The sequence below is a fragment of the Rathayibacter sp. VKM Ac-2803 genome, from assembly GCF_009807175.1.
Classification (GTDB): domain Bacteria; phylum Actinomycetota; class Actinomycetes; order Actinomycetales; family Microbacteriaceae; genus Rathayibacter.
The window spans coordinates 467,988-487,174 of sequence record NZ_WUCD01000001.1; the positions used below are offsets into that span (position 1 = coordinate 467,988).

Below are 19,187 nucleotides of genomic sequence, written 5' to 3' on the forward strand. Positions count from 1 at the left end.
ACGGACTTCACCCATTCGGGGGGCACCTCCCGCCCGAGATGGCACGGGTGACCCGTTGTGGGGCGTCGGGCCGAGTGCGAGGGTCAGCACACGGGCGAGTCGTGCAGGCGCCCGGCTCGCTTCGCACGTAGAGGAACCCGCTGATGCGTTTCACTATCCGCCGCAGTCTCTCGGTCGCCGTTCTCGCGGCCGCGCTCCTCGTCTCGGGCGCTCCCGCTCACGCGGCGCTCGCACCGACGACGGCGGCAGTGGCAGCCCCCGTCGCCGCCCCGCTCATCGGAGTCGCGTCGAAGCGGTGCCTCGACGTCCCGAACGCGTCGACCACGAATCGCACCGTGGTGGTCATCTACGACTGCAACAAGGGCGCCAACCAGAACTGGACGATCGCGACGAGCGGTGAGATCACCGTGTACGGCGGCGCGAAGTGCCTGGAGGTGCGCGGCCGCGCGACGACGGCCGGCGCCGACGCGCAGATCTCCGACTGCGTGGGCGGGGACTGGCAGAAGTGGCGGTTCGAGAGCGACGGCACCATTCGCGGAGTCGGGTCGGGCCTCTGCCTGAGCGTCAAGGACCGGAAGACGGCGAACCGCTCCTCGGTGCAGATCGCGACCTGCGGCGGCGGCGACTGGCAGAAGTGGCGGACCACCGCGCCCGCGGCGGACACGGCCGCCCCGTCCGCCCCGACGAACCCGCGGGTCGCGAACCTCGCCTGCCGGACGGCGACGTTCTCGTGGACCGCGTCCACCGATGCCGTCGGAGTGACCGGGTACGACGTCTACCACGACGGTCAGTTCATGAAGGCCGTCGCCGGGAACGTCACCTCGACCGGCATCGACCTGACTCCGGGTGCGCAGTGGGGGCTGTACGTGAACGCCCGCGACGCCGCCGGCAACATCTCCCAGGCCAGTGGCACGGTCGCGATCTCAGTGCCGCAGTGCACGGTCGACACGCAGGCGCCCACCCGCCCGACCGGCCTCACCGCGAGAGCATCGGGCACGGCCGTCACCCTCACCTGGAGCGCCAGCACCGACAACGTCGGAGTGCGCAGCTACACGGTCTTCCGCGGCTCGACCCAGGTCGGGACCGTCACCGGCGCCGGCACGGCGGCACCGGCCACGACCTTCACCGAGAGCGGCCTGACGGCGAGCACCGCCTACTCCTACACCGTCGCGGCCGTCGATGCGCAGGGCAACACCTCCAGCCGCAGCGCCGCGGCCGCCGTGACCACCGGCGCGGCCTGCAGCACCGCGTTCTGCACCGTCACCCAGACGGCCACCGACACCGACATCCCCTGGGGCCTGACGACGGCCCCCGACGGGAGCGTCCTCTACTCCCGCCGCGACGCGCAGGACATCGTCCGGCTGAACCCCTCCACGGGTGTCACGACCACCCTGGGCACGGTGCCGAACGTCCAGAGCACGGACGGGGAGGGCGGCCTCCTCGGCATCGCGGTGTCGCCGACCTTCGCGACGGATCAGTGGCTGTACGTCATGCACACCTCCCCCACCGACAACCGGGTCATCCGCCTCAAGCTCGTCGGCGACCGCCTCGACACGAGCATCACGCAGGTGCTCGCCTCCGGGATCCTGCGGAACAAGTACCACAACGGCGGACGGCTGCGCTTCGGCCCCGACGGGAAGCTCTACATCAGCACCGGCGACGGCCAGAACACCGCCACCGCCCAGAACCTCTCCTCCCTCAGCGGCAAGATCCTGCGCATCGACCCCGACGGCAGCATCCCCGCCGACAACCCCTTCGGCAACGCCGTCTGGAGCTACGGGCACCGCAACCCGCAGGGGCTCGCCTTCGACTCGCAGGGACGCCTCTGGGAGCAGGAGTTCGGCAACAGCGTGATGGACGAGACGAACCTCATCGTCCGCGGCGGCAACTACGGCTGGCCGGCCTGCGAAGGCACGTCGGGCACCTGCAGCACGCCCGGCTTCATCACCCCGAAGCAGACCTACCCGACCAGCGCCGGCTCCTGCTCCGGCCTCAGCGTCGTGCGCGACGTCGTCTACATCGCGTGCCTCCGCGGGACCCGCCTCTACCGAGCCCCGATCGTCGGCGACACCCTCGCCACCCCCACCGCGTCGTTCATCGGCACCTACGGCCGCCTGCGCACCGTCGAGCCCGACGGGCGGGGCGGCCTCTGGATGACGACCTCCAACAGCGGGGACAAGGACAGCATCGCGAACAACAGCGACGAGAGGATCCTCCGCGTCACCCTCGGCGGATGACGCGGCCCTCGGCTACTCGAGCAGCTTGCCCGCGGTGGCGACCTCGCCGATGAGGGCCTGGATCTCCTCCGGGATCGCGGGGATCTCCTCACGGGTGATCCCCGTGCTGGGCGACCAGACGAGGTTCACCTGCAGGGCCGGGTCCATGTCGGGGTAGTCGCTGCGGTTGTGGCAGCCGCGGCTCTCCCGGCGCTCGAGCGCTGCGTCGAGGGTGGCCCGTGCGGCCATCGCGGCCGACTTGAGGTCGAAGGCGTGCGCGAGGTCCTGGAACCCGGCGATGTCGGGGTGGATCCCGATGTCGGCGATGCGCGCCTCGATCGCGTCCAGCTCGGCGAGTCCGGCGAGCAGGCCCGCCTCGTCGCGGACGACTCCCGCGTGCTCGGTCATCGTGTTGCGGATCGCGCGCTGCAGCGCCCGCACGTTCTCCTCGCCGTCGGCGGCGAGCAGGTCGGCGATCTCATCGCGAGCGACCTGCACCGACGCCGCCGAACGGGTCTGCGCGGTCAGAGACGCGGAGTAGTCCGCGGCGGCCTGGCCGACGATCCTGCCGAAGACGAGCAGCTCGATCAGCGAGTTGCCGCCGAGGCGGTTCGCGCCGTGCAGACCGCTGGACGCCTCGCCGATGGCGTAGAGCCCGGGGACGTCGGTGCTGTGGTCCTCGGAGCGGACCCAGACGCCGCCCATCGAGTAGTGCGCCGTCGGGGCGATCTCGATCGGCTCCTTCGTGATGTCGAGCATCTGCAGCTCGAGCATCGTCTGGTAGACGCGCGGGAGCCGGGTCATGATCGTCTCGCGCGGCAGGTGCGAGACGTCGAGCCAGACTCCGCCGTTCGGCGTGCCGCGGCCCTCCTTGATCTCGGTGTAGCAGGCGAGCGCGACCCGGTCGCGGGTCGAGAGCTCGAGACGCTCGGGGTCGTACTTTCCCATGAAGCGCTCGCCGAGCCCGTTGCGGAGGATGCCTCCCTCGCCGCGCGCGGCCTCGGAGATCAGCGTGCCGGCCGCGTTCTCGGGCTCGATGATGCCCGACGGGTGGAACTGCACCAGCTCGGGATCGCGCAGGCGCCCGCCGGCCTCGACGGCCAGGCGGAACGAGTCGCCCGTGTTCTCGTCGCGGCGCGAGGAGGTGCGGCGCCAGATGCGATTGTGGCCGCCGGCGGCGAGGATCACCGCGTCGGCGTGGATGAGGTAGCGAGTGCCGTCGACGAGGTCGAAGCCGTAGGCGCCGAAGACGGCTCCGTCGTCGTTGACGAGGATGCGCGTGACGTAGACGGTATCGAGGATCGGGATCTCGAGCTGCGCGGCGCGGTTGACCAGCGTCCGCTGGATCTCGAGGCCCGTGTAGTCGCCGGCGAAGGCGGTGCGGCGGTAGGTGTGCGCTCCGAAGAAGCGCTGCGAGATGCGGCCGTCGTCCTCGCGGGCGAACGGCATGCCGTAGCGCTCGAGGTCCTGGATGCCGCGGGCGGCGTTCGAGGTGACGATCTCGACGGTGTGCGGGTTCGCGAGCAGGTACGACTCGGTGATGGTGTCGGCGGCGTGCTGCTGCCAGCTGTCGTCGGGGTCCATCGTGGCGAGGGCGGCGTTGATGCCGCCGGCGGCGAGCGAGGTGTGCGCGTCCGACTTCGAGCGCTTGCCCAGCGCGAGGACGTCGACCCCGGCCTCGGCCAGCTCGATGGCGGCGCGGAGGCCGGAGCCGCCGGTGCCGATGACGAGGACGGAGGTGGAGATCCGTCGCTCCGTGGTGGTCTGTGAAGTGCTCATCCCCCCACGCTAGGCAGCGCTGTTCGATTACTCCAATGCATATTTCGGCTATGAACCATGCGATTAGGCTATGGATATGAACTTCGAGCAGCTGACCGGCTTCGTCGAGATCGCGCGCCTCGGCAGCTTCACCCGTGCCGCCGACGAGCTGCATCTCGCACAGCCGTCGCTGAGCCGCCAGATCGCGTCGCTGGAGCAGGATCTGGGCTCGGAGCTGTTCCACCGAGCGCGCGCCGGCAGCAGCCTCACCCCGGCCGGCGAGCTCCTGCTGCCGCTCGCCCGCCGCATGCTGGCCGACGCCGAGTCGGTGCGCCGCGAGCTGGCCGAGCTGGCCGGACTCGAGCGCGGCCGGGTCCGCTTCGGTGCGACTCCGACCCTCTGCATCAGCCTCGTCGCGGAGGTGCTGCACGCGTTCCACGCGGCGCATCCGGCCATCGAGCTGCACCTCGCCGAGGACGGCTCGCGGAGCCTCTTCGACCGGCTCGCGCGGGGCGAGCTCGACCTCGCGCTCGTGACGACCTCGACCGCCGCGATCGGCGGCGCCTTCACCGTGACTCCGCTGCTCGTCGAGGAGCTCGTCGTGGTCTCGTCGACCACGGAGCCGCCCCTGGCCGACGGCGACGCGCTCGATCTGGCGGCCGTGGCCCGCCTCCCGCAGATCGCCTTCAACTCGAGCTACGACCTGCGCCGAGCGACCGACGCCGCGTTCTCGGCGGCCGGCCTGGCACCCGACGTCGTGCTGGAGGGGGCCGAGATGGACGCGGTGCTGCGCTTCGCGGAGCGCGGCCTCGGCATCGCGGTCGTCCCTGCGATGGTGCTCCAGGGCCGCCCGGGCCTGCGCTCGATCCGCATCGAGGAGCCCGACCGGCCCCACCTGACCCGCACGATCAGCCTCGCCCGCCCGGCCGACCTCGCGCCGACCGCCGCGGTGCGCGTCATGCAGCGCACGATCGCTGCGACGGCGCGAGCGTTCGCCGCGCAGGCGGGCGGCACGATGCGCCTGGCCGAGGTGTCGTCGCCGGTCTGAGGGCCCGCCCTCAGCCCCGCACGACCGACGGCGACCAGGCGTGCTCCAGGTAGAGCTCCGGCGCGCCTCCGCCGTCGACCGCGATCGACCACACGTCGGTGTCGCCGGGCGAGTCCTCCCGCGGGAGGCCGTAGAGCAGCGTGCCGTCGTCGAGCCAGACCACCTGGTCGTCGACGCTGCGCTCCTCCGGGAGGACAGTCTCGGTGCCCGAGGCGAGGTCGAGCACGGCGATGCGCCAGTCGGGCACGGCGCCGCCGGCGTCCTTCTTGTAGGCGATCCGGGTGCCGTCGGGCGAGAGGGACGGGCACTCCGCGGTGTCGTGGATCGCCGTCAGCGCCCGTGCCGCCATGCTGCCGCGCACCAGCCAGGTGCGGGATCCCGAGGCGGCGGTCGCGTAGAAGGTGTCGCCGTCGTCGGCGAAGGTGACTCCCCAGAGGTTGCGGTCGACGGCGGTCAGCGGCTGGCCGGCGACGCTCAGCGCGAAGGACTCGAGATCGCCCGGGTCGGGGACCGCCGGGTCGAGGGAGCGGATCACGGTCTGGGTCGAGAATGTGGTCGGCGCGTAGGAGTGGCCGGTGACGAACGCGGTCGTGCTCAGCATCCCGTCGCCGATCCGCGCCCGGCTGGGGATGCCGGGCAGCGGCCACTCGAGCAGGATCGCTCCGTCGGCATCGGTCAGCACCGCCTCGAAGGTCGTCAGCACGCCGCGGTCGGTGCGGAGGCACAGCTGGGTCTCGGCGGTCGCTGCCACCCGGTCGCAGGCCCGGTCGCTGATCGCACGGGCGGCTCCCGGATCCGCCAGCGGCACGGAGGCGACCATCCCGTAGCCCTGCCCGCTCGCGGTGTTGCGGAACACGATCCGATCGCCGTCCGCCGGCGCGCCGGTGGCGACCGCGACGGCGGAGTCGGCCGAGGAGCGCGCCTCGAACCGCTGCCACGCACCCACGCCGTAGGCGGCCGCGCCGCCGAGCAGGGCGACGGCCGCGGTGACGGCGACGATCCAGCGCGTGCGCTCCGAGAGGCGGGAGGCGCGTTCCTCCGTCATCGCGCCGCCTCCGCGAACCGGTCGCGCAGCAGCAGCACCGCCACCGGGAGCGCGGCCACGAGCGCGATGGCGACGGCGACCATCGCGCCCTCCCGCCCGAGCCACAGCCACAGCGCCCCGAAGCCCACCGACGCGATCAGGCGCGCCACCGCGACGACCGTCTGGGCGGCCGCGATCCCGCTCGCCCGGATCTCGACGGGCACGCTCGCCCCGGCGACCGCGGCGAGCACTCCGTCGGTCGCCGCGTAGAAGGCGCCGAGCAGCAGCAGGCAGGCGAGGGTCGCGGGCAGTCCGGAGGCGGGCGAGGCGGCCAGCACGTACACGGCCAGCAGCAGCACGTGGCCGGCGGCGAACATCCGGGCCCGGCCCCAGCGGTCGGCGAGGCGCCCGAACGGGATCGCGAGGGCGAGGTAGGCCGCGTTCGTCCCGACGTACAGCAGCGGGAACCACTGCGCCGCGAAGCCGCTCCGACTCTGCAGCACGAGGTAGACGAAGCCGTCGCCGACCGTCAGCACGCCGAGCAGGCCCGCCGCGAGCAGGAGGCGGCGCGGGCGTCGATCCCACAGCCGACGCCACGGCAGCCGGGCCCGGGCCGGGCCACCGGCGGGGCGCGTCCGCAGGTCGGGGACGAACAGCAGCAGGACGACCACTCCGAGCGTCGCGAACGCGGCCGACACCACGAAGACCGTCGCGTAGCCGTCCGGCACGAGCAGGAGCACGACGAAGGCGAGGAGGGGCCCGATCGTCGCCCCGACGGTGTCGAGCATCCGGTGCACGCCGAAGGAGCGCGCGAGCGATGCGGAGTCGGAGGAGGCCGAGATCATCGCGTCCCGCGGCGCGGTGCGGATCCCCTTGCCGACGCGGTCGACGGCGACCACGGCCGTGAGGGCGGCGGGCCCGCTCCCCGCCAGGAGCCCCAGCCTGGCGAGCATCGACAGGCCGTAGCCGGCGAGCGCCACGAGCTTGGGCCGGTCGGTGCGGTCGGCCGTCCAGCCGGCGCCGATCCGGACGAACGCGCTGACGCCCTGGTACAGGCCGTCGAGGAAGCCGTAGGCGAGCGTCGACATCCCCAGCGCCGCGGTGATGTAGAAGGGCAGGATCGCCGCGGTCGACTCCGACGAGATGTCGGTGAACAGGCTCACCACGCCCAGGGCGATCACGGCCGGGGCGACCCGCGCGGGACCGGAGGCGCGCGCCGGCTGCTCCGCGGGGCCCTCCGGCCGGTCGGACAGCGAGATGTACACCTCTCAGCCTCCGCTCGGGGCGTGCAGGACGGACAGCAGCGAGTAGCTCATCCGGGGCGTGCCGGTCGGGGTCACCGAGAGGCTCACCGTGTCCTCGCCCGCGGTGAAGAGCGTGGCGGAGCCGCCGTCGGGAGCCTCGACGGCCGCCGAGGTGAAGCCCTGCGCTGCCAGCGAATCCCGGTAGTGCTCGGTGATCTGCTCCGCGTCGAGGGCGACGGTCGCCGTGAGACCCGAGCGCAGCACGTCGCCCGCGGGCTCGACCGAGCTCGAGGCCACGATCGAGCCGGGGACCGGAGCGACGACGGCCGACGGATAGCCGTCGACCACCGCGCCGGAGGAGCTCGCGGCGGCCGGCAGCGGCAGCGCGATCAGCGCCGCGCGGGGGGCCGAGGCGGGCAGCCCGGTCTCGACGGGCGCCGGCCCGGAGACCTCGAGCGGAGCCTCGGGGTCGGGCTCCGCGGCGAGCGCCGCCGGGGTCGACGGGGTCGACGGGGTCACGGTGGCGAGGCCGCCGGGAGAGGCAGCACCGGTCGCCGGCGGAGCCTGAGAGACGGCCGGAGTCGCGCTCCCGGCGATCGGGCGACTCCCGGACGCGTCGCCCGGGCTCCCCGCCGTCGCATCGAGCACCACCGCGCCCGCCACGAGCACCGCCGCGACCGCTCCGGCCACGACCAGCAGGCGTCGTCGAGCGTCCATGGGTCACCGCGTTCCGGCGCGCCGACGATCGTGGCCGGCCGGGTTCCGTCCATCCGCGTCGGGTCGCGTACCGCGAACCTAGCCGACGGACCGCGGCGACCGCAGCCCATGTGGCCGTCGAACGTGACATTCCGTCCGCTAGCCCGCTGACCCGGCGCGCCCCTAGGTTGGGGGAACCCGCTCCGCACCCCACGAGTTCCGACGGAGGAACCCCATGGCCACGACACCCGGTCTCCGACGGATCGCGCTCGCGCTCGTCGCGGTCGTCTCTCTCGGGGTGGCGGGCGCCGCGCCCGCCTCCGCTCTCGAGAGGCCGATCCCCGGCTTCCCGAACCTCTCGCCCGACGACGTCCGCGGCGCCCTCGGTGGCCCGCTGATCTCGCCCTCGACCTCGGTCGGCTCCGGCGGTGCGGTCTCGTCGGTCGACGCGAGCGCGAGCCGCGTGGGCCTGGAGGTGCTGAGGCTCGGCGGCAACGCCGCCGACGCCGCCGTCGCGACGGCCTCCGCTCTCGGTGTGACCGAGCCCTACAGCGCAGGTATCGGCGGTGGCGGGTACTTCGTCTACTTCGATGCGGCCTCCGGCGCGATGAGCACCATCGACGGTCGGGAGACCGCACCGGCCGGCATCACCTCGGACGCCTTCATCGACCCCGCCACGGGCGAGCCCTACCCCTTCACTCCGGAGCTCGTGTCGTCGGGCGTCTCGGTCGGGGTCCCCGGCACCGTCGCGACCTGGGACACCGCGGTCGACCGCTTCGGCACCCTGCCGCTCGCGGCCGTGCTTGCGCCGTCGGTCGCGCTCGCCGCGAAGGGCTTCCGGGTCGACGAGACCTTCCGCAACCAGACGCTCGACAACCTCGAGCGGTTCGAGCAGTTCCCCGACACGGCCGAGCTGTTCCTCCCCGGCGGTGACGCCCCGACAGTCGGCAGCACCTTCCGCAATCCCGATCTCGCGAAGACGCTGGCCGGCATCGCGATCCACGGGCCGAGCGCGTTCTACGAGGGAGCGCTGGCCGGCGAGATCGCCGACACGGTCCAGAACCCGCGGATCGCCGCCGACTCGACGCTCCCCGCGCCGGCCGGCACGCTCACCGAGGCCGACCTCGCCGCGTACTCGGTCGTCGAGCAGGCCCCCACCCACGCCTCCTACCGCGGGCTCGACGTCTACGGCATGGCGCCCTCCTCCTCGGGCGGGATCGCGGTCGGCGGGGCGCTGAACATCCTCGAGAACCACGACCTCGGCGCCGAGGGGACCGGCAGCGCCCTGCACCTCTACCTCGAGGCGTCGGCCCGCGCCTTCGCCGACCGGGGCGCCTACGTCGGCGACCCCGCCTTCACCGACGTGCCCACCGAGACGCTGCTCAGCCAGGAGTTCGCGGACTCGCGGGACTGCACGATCGACCCGACGACCGCGTCCGTCCGTCCGGTCGCCGCCGGCGCGCTCGACGGCTCCGGATGCTCGACCGCCCTCGCCGCGGAGCAGCCCGACACCGAGAACATCTCGACCACCCACCTCTCGGTCGTCGACAAGTGGGGCAACGCCGCCTCCTACACGCTGACGATCGAGCAGACCGGAGGGTCGGCGATGACCGTCCCCGGACGCGGGTTCCTCCTCAACAACGAGCTCACCGACTTCTCCACGGTGTACGTCGACGGCGACCCGAACCGGATCGAGCCGGACAAGCGCCCGCGCTCGTCGATGTCGCCGACGATCGTGCTCGACGACGGCAAGGTGAAGTTCGTCGTCGGATCGCCCGGAGGCGCGACGATCATCACGACGGTGCTGCAGACGCTGGTCAACCGCATCGACCTCGGCATGACGCTCCCGGAGGCGGTGGCCGCGCCCCGGGCGTCGCAGCGCAACACCGCCTCGACCTCGGCCGAGCCCGCGTTCATCGACGCCTACGCCGACGACCTCGCCCCCTTCGGGCAGCAGCTGACGCCCTCGGGCGACACCTTCACGTCGGCCGCGGAGATCGGCGCAGTGGCCGCGATCGAGGTCGACGCCTCGGGGCGGATGACCGCGGTCGCCGAACCCGTGCGCCGCGGCGGCGGCGTCGGGCTCGTGGTCGACCCGGAGGACTGACTCCGGGCCCCGGCCCTTCGCCGAGGGGAGCACTCACGGCGCCGGCGGGAGGCCTGCCTGCAGACGGAGCCCGGCCAGCAGCAGGTCGAGCCCGGAGCGGAACACGTCGAGGTCGTCGTGCGTCGCCATCTCGTCGGCGATCTGGTGCAGGAAGGGGAACTCCTCGGGGTCGAGTGCCCGCCAGCGGTCGGCGTACGCGGCCAGGAACTCCAGCCGGTCCATCCCGCTCTCGAGGAACTCCTTGGGCGGCGGCTGCGCGAGGTCGATGGCGACGCCGACGACGTAGCTCACGATCGACGACGCCGCGTGGAAGCGCTGCCGGGGCGTCAGGTCGAGCCGCATCAGCTGCTGGCCGATCCGCTCGTGCATGGCCATCGAGTTGGCCTGCAGCCCGTTGTTGCGGAGCATGAACTGCCCGAACCACGGCCGGCGGACGAACTCGTCGAACAGCGCGAGGGCGAGCGCGCGCAGGTTGGCGACCGGGTCGGAGCCGTGGGTGAGCGGCTCGCTGTCCTCGAGGACCCGGCCCATCACCTCCTCCGTCGCCCGGTCGAGCAGCTCGTCGCGGCTCCCGACGTACCAGTAGATGCTCGCCACTCCGCCACCGAGGCGCGCCGCCAGAGCCCGGAAGGTCAGCGCCGGCTCCCCCGACTCGTCGAGGATCGCGATCGCCTCCGCCAGCACCGTGTCGAGCGAGTGCGACGCCCGCTGGCGTCCCCGGGCTCGCGCGGGCGGCGCACCGGAGCGCCCGGTCTCGTTCGCTCGATCTGCAGACATGTCTTGCATGTTATCGAACGGCGTTCTAAATTATCGAACGCCGTCCGATAGTCGTACGGCGTTCGAGAGGAAGGCCCGCCATGAGCACGCCGACGATCAGCCCCGCCAAGCCCCCCGCCTACACCTCGCTGCGCGCCGCGGCGCTCCCGCTCGCTGCGCTCTGCCTGGCCTTCTTCGTCGAGATGGTCGACAACACACTGCTCTCGATCGCCCTGCCGACGATCGGTCGCTCGCTCGACAGCGGGACGGCCGGACTGCAGTGGGTGACGGGCGCCTACTCCCTCACCTTCGGCGGGCTGCTGCTGACCGCGGGATCCGCCGCAGACCGCTTCGGTCGGCGCCGCGTGCTGCTGATCGGCCTCACGGCCTTCGGACTGATCAGCCTCGCCGTCGTCCTCGTCACCGACATCGGCCACCTCATCGCGCTGCGCGCCGCGCTCGGGTGCGCCGCGGCGGCCATGGCCCCCGTCACGATGTCGCTGATCTTCCGCCTCTTCGACGACGAGAAGCTGCGGATGCGCTCGATCACGATCGTGATGATCGTGGGCATGTCGGGGTTCGTCCTGGGGCCGATCCTGGGCGGGACGGTGCTCGGCCAGTTCAGCTGGCAGTGGCTCCTCGTCATCAACGCGCCGATCGCCCTCATCGCCTGGATCGGCGTCCGCGTCGGCGTGCCGGCCGACCGTCGAGCCGACCTGACCTCCGAGCGGATCGACCTGCCCGGCGCGGCCCTCACCGTCGCCGCGATCGGGCTCGGCTGCTACACCCTCACCAGCGGAGTGCAGGACGGCTGGCTCGCGCCCGTCACCCTCGCCTGCGCCCTCGGCACGGTCGCCGCGATCGGAGGCTTCATCCTCCGCGAACGTCGCGCAGCCTCGCCGATGATCGACCTCGCGATCTTCCGCACCGGGCCCGTCCGAGGCGCGGCCCTCACGCAGCTCGCGGCCTCGGTCGCCTTCGCCAGCGTCCTGTTCGGTCTGATCCTGCACTTCCAGTACGCGTACGGCTGGAGCCCGATGCAGGCCGGCCTCGCGAACCTGCCCGTCATCGTCACGATGATCGCCGCGACTCCGATCGCCGAGCAGCTCGCCGCCCGGCTCGGCCACCGCCTCGCCTGCCTCGTCGGCACCGGCCTCCTGGTGGGCGCGCTGCTCGGCATGGCCTGGGCGGTGGAGCACGGCTACCTCGCGATCGCCGCGATGATGGTGCTCCTCACGATCGGGCTGCGGACGATCATGACCATCTGCGCGGTCGCTCTCGTCGAGGCGATGGACGAGAACCGGACCTCGATCGGCGCCGCCCTCAACGACACCTCCCAGGAGCTCGGCACCAGCCTCGGCACCGCCGTCGTGGGCACCCTCGTCGCCGCGCTGGTCACGAAGACCCTCCCCGCGGGCGCGTGGAGCTCCGACCTCGTCCAGACCTTCTTCACGGGCGAGCGGATCATCTACATCGTGGTCGCGGTCCTCGTCGGGGTGATCGCGACCATCGGGTCGCTGTCCCTCACCGACTCGCACGCCACCGAGGAGCCGACGCCGGCCGAGGCCGACCGCAGCACGGTGTGAGCGGGCCGGTGCCGCCTCCGGCCGCTGGCGCCCGCCCGACCCCCGTGCTTGACTCCCGGAACGACCAGCGCACTCGCCCTCGGAGGTCCGCATGTCCCGTCGCCGCACGACCGCGCTCCTCCTGACGGCCGGCTCGCTGGCAGCAGCGCTGGTCGCATGCACCGCCGACCGCGAGGCTCCGACACCGACGACGGTCGCGGAGCTGGAGCCCGGCGAGTACCGCAGCACCTCGCTCTCCGGCACGCTCGTCGACGCCGTCACCGACCCGGCCGCCTCGATCCTCCTCGTCATCACCAGGGACGGAGGCGACCGACTCACGATCGACGACGGCTGCAACACGCAGTCCGGTCCCTTCCGCCTCGACGACGGCGTCCTCACGGTCACCCGGCTCTCGACCACGTTCGTGGCCTGCGAGCCGCCCCGCGACGAGGCGGGCGCACTGGTCAGCGGCCTTCTCAGCGAGCCCGTCTCCGTCGCGCGCTCGGGCGGCGAGATGACGTGGACGAATCCGCTGGGCGAGATCGTCTTCGTCGAGGCCGACTGAGCGCGGAGGATCGCCCAGAGCGGTTACGTTCAGCTCCTCGAGGACGACGCCGCAGGAACGCGCTGAGTCCGACCGCCCGGCGGCTCCGAGGCCCGCCGTCCGAGACCCGGCCGTGCCGACCAGTCGTACGACGCGAGCGACACCGCGAGCACCGCGGCGAGCACCAGCACCGACGCCGGGGCGAGGACGACCCAGGGCGCCCGCTCCGCATAGCCGCTCCCCTCCGCGAGGATGAGGCCCCACTCGGGTGTCGGCTGATCGCTGCCGAGGCCGAGGAAGCCGAGGGCGGCGAGCGTCAGCGCGATCCCGGGGAGGCGCAGCATCGCGTGCCGGAGGACCGGACCGACGACGGCGGGGACGAGGTAGCGGAGCGTCGTGCGGACCGGTCCGACACCGAGGACGGGCAGGATGCGGATGTGCGGCTGCGCTCTCGCCTCGAGCACGAGGGAGCCGGTGTGGGCGGCCAGCGGCGCCCAGCTGACGGCCGCGACGGCGACGGCCGCTCCCTCGATCGAGGGGCCCCAGAGTGCGGTGACGACGATGCCGGCCAGGATCGGCGGCGCGGCGTTCGCGACCTCGAGCGGGCCGGTCGACGCGTGCGGGAACAGGCCGATCGCGATGCCGAGGACGACGCAGACGAGGACGACGAGCAGCGCGACTCCGAGCGTCGTCAGCGCTCCGTGCCCGACCCTGCCGAGCAGATCGCGGCCGCTGGCGTCCGCTCCGAAGGGCAGCGCCCTCGAGGGTGCCTCGAGTCGGGAGTGCGCGGAGGTGAAGGGGTCGCGGAGCAGGCCCGCGGCGACGATGACGGCGAGGGAGCCCGCGGCGACCAGCGGGACGAGGAGGTCGCGCGGTCGGGGCGCGACCCGCGCATCCGGGACGGGGAGGGACCCCAGCCGCAGCGCGGATCCGAGCAGGAGTCGGCGGAAGAGCCCGACCAGGGCCCCGACGACGACCGCCACGGCGAGCAGCGCGAGGATCCCGGCCTGCAGCGCGGGGATGTCCTGCGTGCTCGCCGCCCCCAGGATCGCTCGGCCGAGCCCGGGGATCGCGAACACCTGCTCGACGGCGACGGCGCCTCCGGTCAGGCCGATCAGGACCAGGCCGATCTGGCTCAGCACGGAGGGGAGCGCCCGGCGCAGCACCGCCGCACCGACCCGCCGCCGGGACAGTCCGGCCATCCGCCAAGTGATCACCCATCGTTCGGCGAAGCTCGAGGCGATCGCGTCCGAGAGCAGACGGCCGACGAGTCCGCCGGCCGGGATCCCCAGGGCGAGCGCGGGCAGGACGGCGTACTCGAGCCCCGCCCAGCCGTACGGCGGGAGCCAGCGCAACCACACGGAGCAGACGATGAGCAGGGCGGAGGCGAGGAGGAACTCCGGCAGCGCGGTCAGGGAGGCGCCGAGCACCCCGGATCCGCGGACCTGCCGCCCCCGCAGGCCCGACCGCAGGGTCGGGAGGCAGAGGGCGGCGGCGATCACCGCCGCGACGACCACGGCGAAGCCCATCAGGGTGAGGGAGACCGAGAGCGCCTCGAGAGTTCCCGGGAGCACCGGCCGGCCGCTGACCCACGAGGTCCCCGCGTCGCCCCGGAGGAGGCCGGCCGCCCAGTCGAGGAGGACCGCGACGGGCCCGCGGTCGAGCCCGAGCTCGGCCCGCACGGACGCGAGTGCCTCCGGGGTGGCCTCGAGGTCGGCGTAGCGAGCGCGGAGGACGGTGTACTCGGGGCTGCGTCCCGACAGCCACGGGAGTACGCCGATCAGCAGCACCACCCCGGCGATCGCGACGGTCCGCGAGACGCCGACGAGGGTGGCGGCCCACCCGCGGGTCACCGCCGCGCCACGCGGGTGTCGCCGGTGATCAGCGCGCGCTCGCGCGGGTCGCGCGCGGCGCCCGCGACTCCCTCTCCTTCACCCTGGATGACGCGCTCGTGCAGCATCGGCACGGCGGCGTCCTCGGCGAGGATCAGCGCCTCGACCTGCATCAGCGCGCGACGGCGCTCGTCGCCGGCGGGGAGCACCGCGGCGGCGTCGAGGGCGGAGTCGACCTGCGGGTCGCAGAACTGCGAGAGGTTGAAGGAGCCGTCGCACGCGAAGTCGCTGTAGAGGTAGGCACCGGGGTCGCCGGAGTCGAGCACGGTCGCCCGGGAGAGGATGAAGGCGTCGAACGCGCCGTCCAGAGCGTCGGCCTCGATGTACTGGTACTCGCGGACGTCCGTCTCGACGGTGAAGCCCGCCGCCTCCAGCTGCTGCTCGAGCTGCACGGCGACCTCGGGCAGTTCGGCGCGGTCGGTGAACGTTCCCAGCGTGATCGTGGTGCCGGCGACCTCGGCGGGAGTCGCGCGCGTCGCGAGCACGCTCTCGTAGGCGGGGTCGTCCCGGAGGTCCGCGGCCCACTCGATCGCCGGCCCGAGGAGCCCGTCGGCGACGTCGGCGCGGCCCTCGTAGACCAGATCCACGATCGCGGCACGGTCGATCGCGGCCTGCGCCGCGGCCCGGACGGCGGGATCCGCGAACGGCCCGGAGGCGGTGTTCAGGTAGAGCGTGTTCGTCCGCGGCATCGGGACCTCGTGCAGGAGGTCGTCGTCGATCTGCGCCGCCTGGCCGACCGGGATCGCCTCGACGATGTCGGCGGTGCCCGTGCGCAGGGCGGCGGCCCGGGCCGTCCCGTCGGGGACGAAGGAGACGTCGATCCCGCTCGCGGCGGCCTCGTCGCCCCAGTAGTCCTCGTACCGGTCGAGGGTGGCGGTCGAGGTCCCGTTCACGGCGGTGAGCACGAAGGGCCCGGTTCCCGCGCCGATCGGATCCACGACTCCGTCGGCCCCGTAGGCCGAGGCCGCCAGGATCGCGAGCTGAGGGCTGGACAGGCGCTGCGGGATCAGCGGGTCGGCCTCCGCCGTGACCACTCGCACGGAGTCGCCGTCGGCCGTCGCGGTGAGCTCGACCCCGTCGAGGATGCGCGGCTTCGGGCTCGCGGTCGCGGCCGCGGTGAGCGACGCGGCGGCCTGCTCGGCGGTGAGAGCCGTGCCGTCGTGGAACGTGACGTCGGGGCGGAGGCGGAAGGTCCACGTGGTCGGGTCGGTCTGCTCCCACTCCGTCGCGAGCGCGGGCTGGGCGTCGCCGACGTCGTCGAGGGTGACGAGGGTCTCGGCCGTGCTCCAGCGGGAGAGCTTGAAGGCGTCGTCGCTCAGGGGCGAGAGCCCCGAGCGCGGCGGCTGGAGCATCGCGAGACGGAGACGGGCGTCGTCGGAGGAGTCGGCGGAGGACGCACCTCCGGAGAAGCAGCCCGTGAGGGCGAGTGCGACCGCCGAGGCGGTGGCGGCGAGGGCGAGGGTCCGGTGGAGCCTAGGGCGCATGGTGTCTTTCCGTGACGAGAGGGAGGGAGGGGATGGTGCGGGAGTCGGAGTGAGGGAGCAGTCGCGGAAGCGCGAGCGCGGAGACGAGCGCGGCCGCGGCGAGCAGCGACCAGGCGAGCGGGAAGGCGTCGGCGTCGAACAGCGGCCCGAGCGCGACGCTGCCGCCCAGAACGGCGAGTCCGCCGCAGGTGGCCAGCAGTCCGTAGTGGGCGCCGAGGGGGCGGGAGCCTGCGAAGCGCGGGACGAGCCCGAGGGCGACGGGCCCGACGAGCATGTGACCGAGCGCCAGGAGCGCGGTCATCGCGATCGCCGGCAGCAGCTCCCGTCCCGGCTGCGGAGGGTGCGCGGAGGCGACCGCGAGGGAGGCGAATCCGACGGCGATCGCGCCGAAGCCCAGCGTGAGCGCGCGGCCGGCGCCGAGACGCCAGGCCCAGACTCCGAGGGGCCACTGGCCGGCGAGGGTCAGCAGGGACAGGAGGAGGAAGACCAGGCCGATCGACGCGGCGTCGCCCCCGACCCGGGCGACCTCGAAGCCGAGACCGAGGTAGAGCTGGTTGTACGCGAGCAGGTTGACGCCGAACAGGGCCGCGAACACGACGAACCGACGATCGAAGGAGGGGCGGCCGGCGGTGGTCCTCGCCGGCGCGGGAGGCGTTCCACTCGGGACGAGCAGCCAGAGCGCGGTGCCGACGACGGCGAACAGCGCGGCCGCGACTCCGGCCGTCGCCGAGAAACCGACGCCGAGCAGCATCGCCCCGACCAGCGGGCCGAGGGCGGCTCCGACCTCGCCGACGAGCAGGAGACCGACGAACAGGGACGGGCGCCCCTCCGGTCTCGTCGGACTCGCGCGGGCGTCGGCCGCTCCGACCAGCGCGTCGAGGGCGGGTGAGAACAGCGCGCCGCCCAGTCCGGTCAGCACGGCACCGATCACGAAGCCCGTCAGATCGGAGGCGTACGCGAGCGCGAGGTACCCGAGGACGCGGACGGCGCAGCCGAGGGCGATGAGGGTGCGGGCGCCGTAGCGGTCGTGGAGCAGGCCGCCGAGCAGGAAGAGGCCCTGCTGGCTGAACGCGCGGACGCCGAGCACCAGCCCCACCGCGGCGCCGCCGAGGCCGTGGTCGTCGCGCATCGTGATCGCGAGGAAGGGGACGACCGCGAAGAACCCGAGGTTGAAGAGCGCCTGACTCGCGAACAGCGCCGGGAGCGGGGCGGTGGTGCGCCGCCTCCGTGGCCCGACCGCCATCAGCGGTCGACGCCCAGCAGCACGGGGACGGCGTCGAGCAGCTCCCGCGTCGCCGGGTGCTCGGGGCGCCGGAGGAGGTCGGCCGTGGCGCCCTCCTCGACGATGCGGCCGTCGGCGAGGACCACGCAGCGCCGGCAGAGCCGGGCGACGGCGTCGAGGTCGTGCGACACGAAGACGAGCCCGAGCGACCTGTGCTCGGTCAGCTCCCGGAGCAGCTCGAGGACCCGGTCGCGCAGCGGCAGGTCGAGCCCGCTCACCGGCTCGTCCGCGAGCAGGTACTCGGGGCCACTGACGATCGAGCGGGCGAGGGCGACGCGCTGAGCCTGCCCGCCCGAGAGCTCCCCGGGGCGGCGCTTCAGCATCGCGGCGGGGAGGCCCACGTCGTCGAGGGCTGCGGAGACGAGTCGACGGTGCTCGCCGGGGACATCGAGCCGCCGGAGGGGCTCGAGGACGAGCTGGGCGACCGTCATGCGGGGCTCGAGGGTCGAGCCCGGCTCCTGGGGGACGTACTGCACCCGGCGCCGGAACCAGCGCAGCCGCCTCACCGATCCGGGGCGGACCGCCGCGCCGTCGAGAGCGACTCCGCCCTCCGAGGGCCGCTCGAGCGCGAGGAGGATCGTGAGCAGCGTCGACTTGCCCGATCCCGATCGGCCGACGACGCCGACGCTCTCCCCCGGGGCGGCCGAGAAGGAGACCGCAGACAGGGCGGGCTGCGCGGGGCCGCGGCGGTACCGGTGGGTGATCCCGTCGGCCGCGAGCATCAGGCGGCGTCCTCTCGGACGAGTGAGCGCGCCGCGTCCACGAGCGAGCGGGTGAAGGGATGAGCGGGGGCCGCGACGAGGTCGGCCATCGGACCGGCCTCCACCACCGCGCCCCGCTCGAGCACGACCGCCCTGGTGCAGAGGATCGACGCGACAGCGAGGTCGTGCGTGATGAAGAGGAGCGCGGCGTCGGAGGCGGCGCCGTACTCGCGGAGGACGCGCAGCACCTGCGCCTGCGTGACGACGTCGAGAGCGGTGGTCGGCTCGTCGGCGACCAGCAGTCGCGCGCCGCACAGCAGGGCGAGGCCGATGCAGATCCGCTGGCGCTGACCGCCCGACAGCTCAGGAGCGAAGCCCCGCATCGCCCGCTCAGGATCCTGGATCCCGACGGAGTGCAGCACCTCCGTCACGGCGGCCGCCGCTTCTCGCCGACCGAGGTCTCGGTGCGCCCGGAGGACGGACACGAGCTGACGCCCGACGGTCACGAACGGGTTCAGCGCGAGGGACGAGTCCTGGAAGACGGCGGCGACGAGTCCCGCGGGCGGGGTGCGGCCGGGAACGACCGGGCGACCGAAGAGGGAGACGCTGCCCGACATCGAGAAGGTGGGCGGGAGCGCACCGAGCACGGCCGCCGCGGTGAGGGACTTGCCCGAGCCCGACGCCCCCAGCAGGGCCACGCGCTCGCCGACTCCGACCTCGAAGCTCACGTTCCGGAGGAGCGTCCTGCGGTCTCCGACGACCGTCAGGTCTTCGACGGTGGCGGCAGCGGGCACAGGGGGATCCGTTCTGACGAGGGAGCGTTCTTCTCGGCATCACCCTAACGATAAGGATTATCACTATCAAACCAAG

General features: G+C 73.3%; 15 protein-coding genes. 5 read left to right on the forward strand and 10 right to left on the reverse strand.

Annotation, left to right across the window (positions count from 1 at the left end; genetic code table 11):
- Window positions 1–143 precede the first annotated feature (143 nt).
- Entirely contained in the window at window positions 144–2,237 is a 2,094-nt protein-coding gene (locus tag GRS96_RS02130) for a PQQ-dependent sugar dehydrogenase (RefSeq protein ID WP_159987599.1), read from the forward strand.
- A 12-nt stretch (window positions 2,238–2,249) separates the two neighbouring features.
- Here the strand turns inward: GRS96_RS02130 and GRS96_RS02135 are convergent, their stop codons facing one another.
- Window positions 2,250–3,995 carry an L-aspartate oxidase gene (locus GRS96_RS02135; RefSeq protein WP_159987600.1) on the reverse strand — a complete coding sequence of 582 codons (1,746 nt, stop codon included), beginning with the start codon at window positions 3,993–3,995 and terminating at the stop codon, window positions 2,250–2,252.
- A 70-nt stretch (window positions 3,996–4,065) separates the two neighbouring features.
- Between GRS96_RS02135 and GRS96_RS02140 the strand changes: the two genes are divergently transcribed.
- Window positions 4,066–5,022 carry a LysR family transcriptional regulator gene (locus GRS96_RS02140; protein ID WP_159854922.1) on the forward strand — a complete coding sequence of 319 codons (957 nt, stop codon included), beginning with the start codon at window positions 4,066–4,068 and terminating at the stop codon, window positions 5,020–5,022.
- 10 nt (window positions 5,023–5,032) lie between these two features.
- Here GRS96_RS02140 and GRS96_RS02145 read toward each other — a convergent pair whose 3' ends face one another.
- From GRS96_RS02145 to GRS96_RS02155, 3 genes are read right to left on the reverse strand one after another with little or no spacing between them, the layout of a single operon-like run.
- A complete protein-coding gene (locus GRS96_RS02145; protein WP_159987601.1) occupies window positions 5,033–6,067 on the reverse strand; it encodes a TolB family protein in 1,035 nt (344 codons plus the stop codon).
- A complete protein-coding gene (locus tag GRS96_RS02150; protein WP_159854918.1) occupies window positions 6,064–7,311 on the reverse strand; it encodes an MFS transporter in 1,248 nt (415 codons plus the stop codon). Before GRS96_RS02150 ends, GRS96_RS02145 begins: the two co-directional genes overlap by 4 nt.
- 3 nt (window positions 7,312–7,314) lie before the next feature.
- The gene (locus tag GRS96_RS02155; protein ID WP_159854916.1) at window positions 7,315–8,007 is read right to left on the reverse strand and encodes a hypothetical protein; all 693 of its coding nucleotides are present in this window, start codon (window positions 8,005–8,007) and stop codon (window positions 7,315–7,317) included.
- Window positions 8,008–8,221: 214 nt separating this feature from the next.
- Between GRS96_RS02155 and ggt the strand changes: the two genes are divergently transcribed.
- Window positions 8,222–10,093 carry a gamma-glutamyltransferase gene (gene ggt / locus GRS96_RS02160; RefSeq protein ID WP_159987602.1) on the forward strand — a complete coding sequence of 624 codons (1,872 nt, stop codon included), beginning with the start codon at window positions 8,222–8,224 and terminating at the stop codon, window positions 10,091–10,093.
- Between the two features lie 33 nt (window positions 10,094–10,126).
- Here the strand turns inward: ggt and GRS96_RS02165 are convergent, their stop codons facing one another.
- Window positions 10,127–10,870 carry a TetR/AcrR family transcriptional regulator gene (locus tag GRS96_RS02165; RefSeq protein ID WP_159987603.1) on the reverse strand — a complete coding sequence of 248 codons (744 nt, stop codon included), beginning with the start codon at window positions 10,868–10,870 and terminating at the stop codon, window positions 10,127–10,129.
- Window positions 10,871–10,950: 80 nt separating this feature from the next.
- Between GRS96_RS02165 and GRS96_RS02170 the strand changes: the two genes are divergently transcribed.
- On the forward strand, window positions 10,951–12,435 hold the full coding sequence (locus GRS96_RS02170) for an MFS transporter (protein ID WP_159854910.1): 1,485 nt from the start codon (window positions 10,951–10,953) through the stop codon (window positions 12,433–12,435).
- A 91-nt stretch (window positions 12,436–12,526) separates the two neighbouring features.
- Window positions 12,527–12,979 carry an META domain-containing protein gene (locus tag GRS96_RS02175; protein WP_159854908.1) on the forward strand — a complete coding sequence of 151 codons (453 nt, stop codon included), beginning with the start codon at window positions 12,527–12,529 and terminating at the stop codon, window positions 12,977–12,979.
- 29 nt (window positions 12,980–13,008) lie between these two features.
- Here GRS96_RS02175 and GRS96_RS02180 read toward each other — a convergent pair whose 3' ends face one another.
- From GRS96_RS02180 to GRS96_RS02200, 5 genes are read right to left on the reverse strand one after another with little or no spacing between them, the layout of a single operon-like run.
- Window positions 13,009–14,811 carry an ABC transporter permease subunit gene (locus tag GRS96_RS02180; protein ID WP_159854906.1) on the reverse strand — a complete coding sequence of 601 codons (1,803 nt, stop codon included), beginning with the start codon at window positions 14,809–14,811 and terminating at the stop codon, window positions 13,009–13,011.
- The gene (locus GRS96_RS02185) at window positions 14,808–16,334 is read right to left on the reverse strand and encodes an ABC transporter substrate-binding protein (protein ID WP_159987604.1); all 1,527 of its coding nucleotides are present in this window, start codon (window positions 16,332–16,334) and stop codon (window positions 14,808–14,810) included. Before GRS96_RS02185 ends, GRS96_RS02180 begins: the two co-directional genes overlap by 4 nt.
- A complete protein-coding gene (locus GRS96_RS02190; RefSeq protein WP_159987605.1) occupies window positions 16,324–17,577 on the reverse strand; it encodes an MFS transporter in 1,254 nt (417 codons plus the stop codon). The genes GRS96_RS02185 and GRS96_RS02190 overlap by 11 nt, the downstream gene beginning before the upstream one ends.
- Window positions 17,577–18,338, reverse strand: coding sequence for an ABC transporter ATP-binding protein (locus tag GRS96_RS02195; RefSeq protein WP_159987606.1), 762 nt, complete (start codon window positions 18,336–18,338; stop codon window positions 17,577–17,579). The genes GRS96_RS02190 and GRS96_RS02195 overlap by 1 nt, the downstream gene beginning before the upstream one ends.
- The gene (locus GRS96_RS02200; RefSeq protein ID WP_159987607.1) at window positions 18,338–19,111 is read right to left on the reverse strand and encodes an ATP-binding cassette domain-containing protein; all 774 of its coding nucleotides are present in this window, start codon (window positions 19,109–19,111) and stop codon (window positions 18,338–18,340) included. Before GRS96_RS02200 ends, GRS96_RS02195 begins: the two co-directional genes overlap by 1 nt.
- Window positions 19,112–19,187 lie beyond the last annotated feature (76 nt).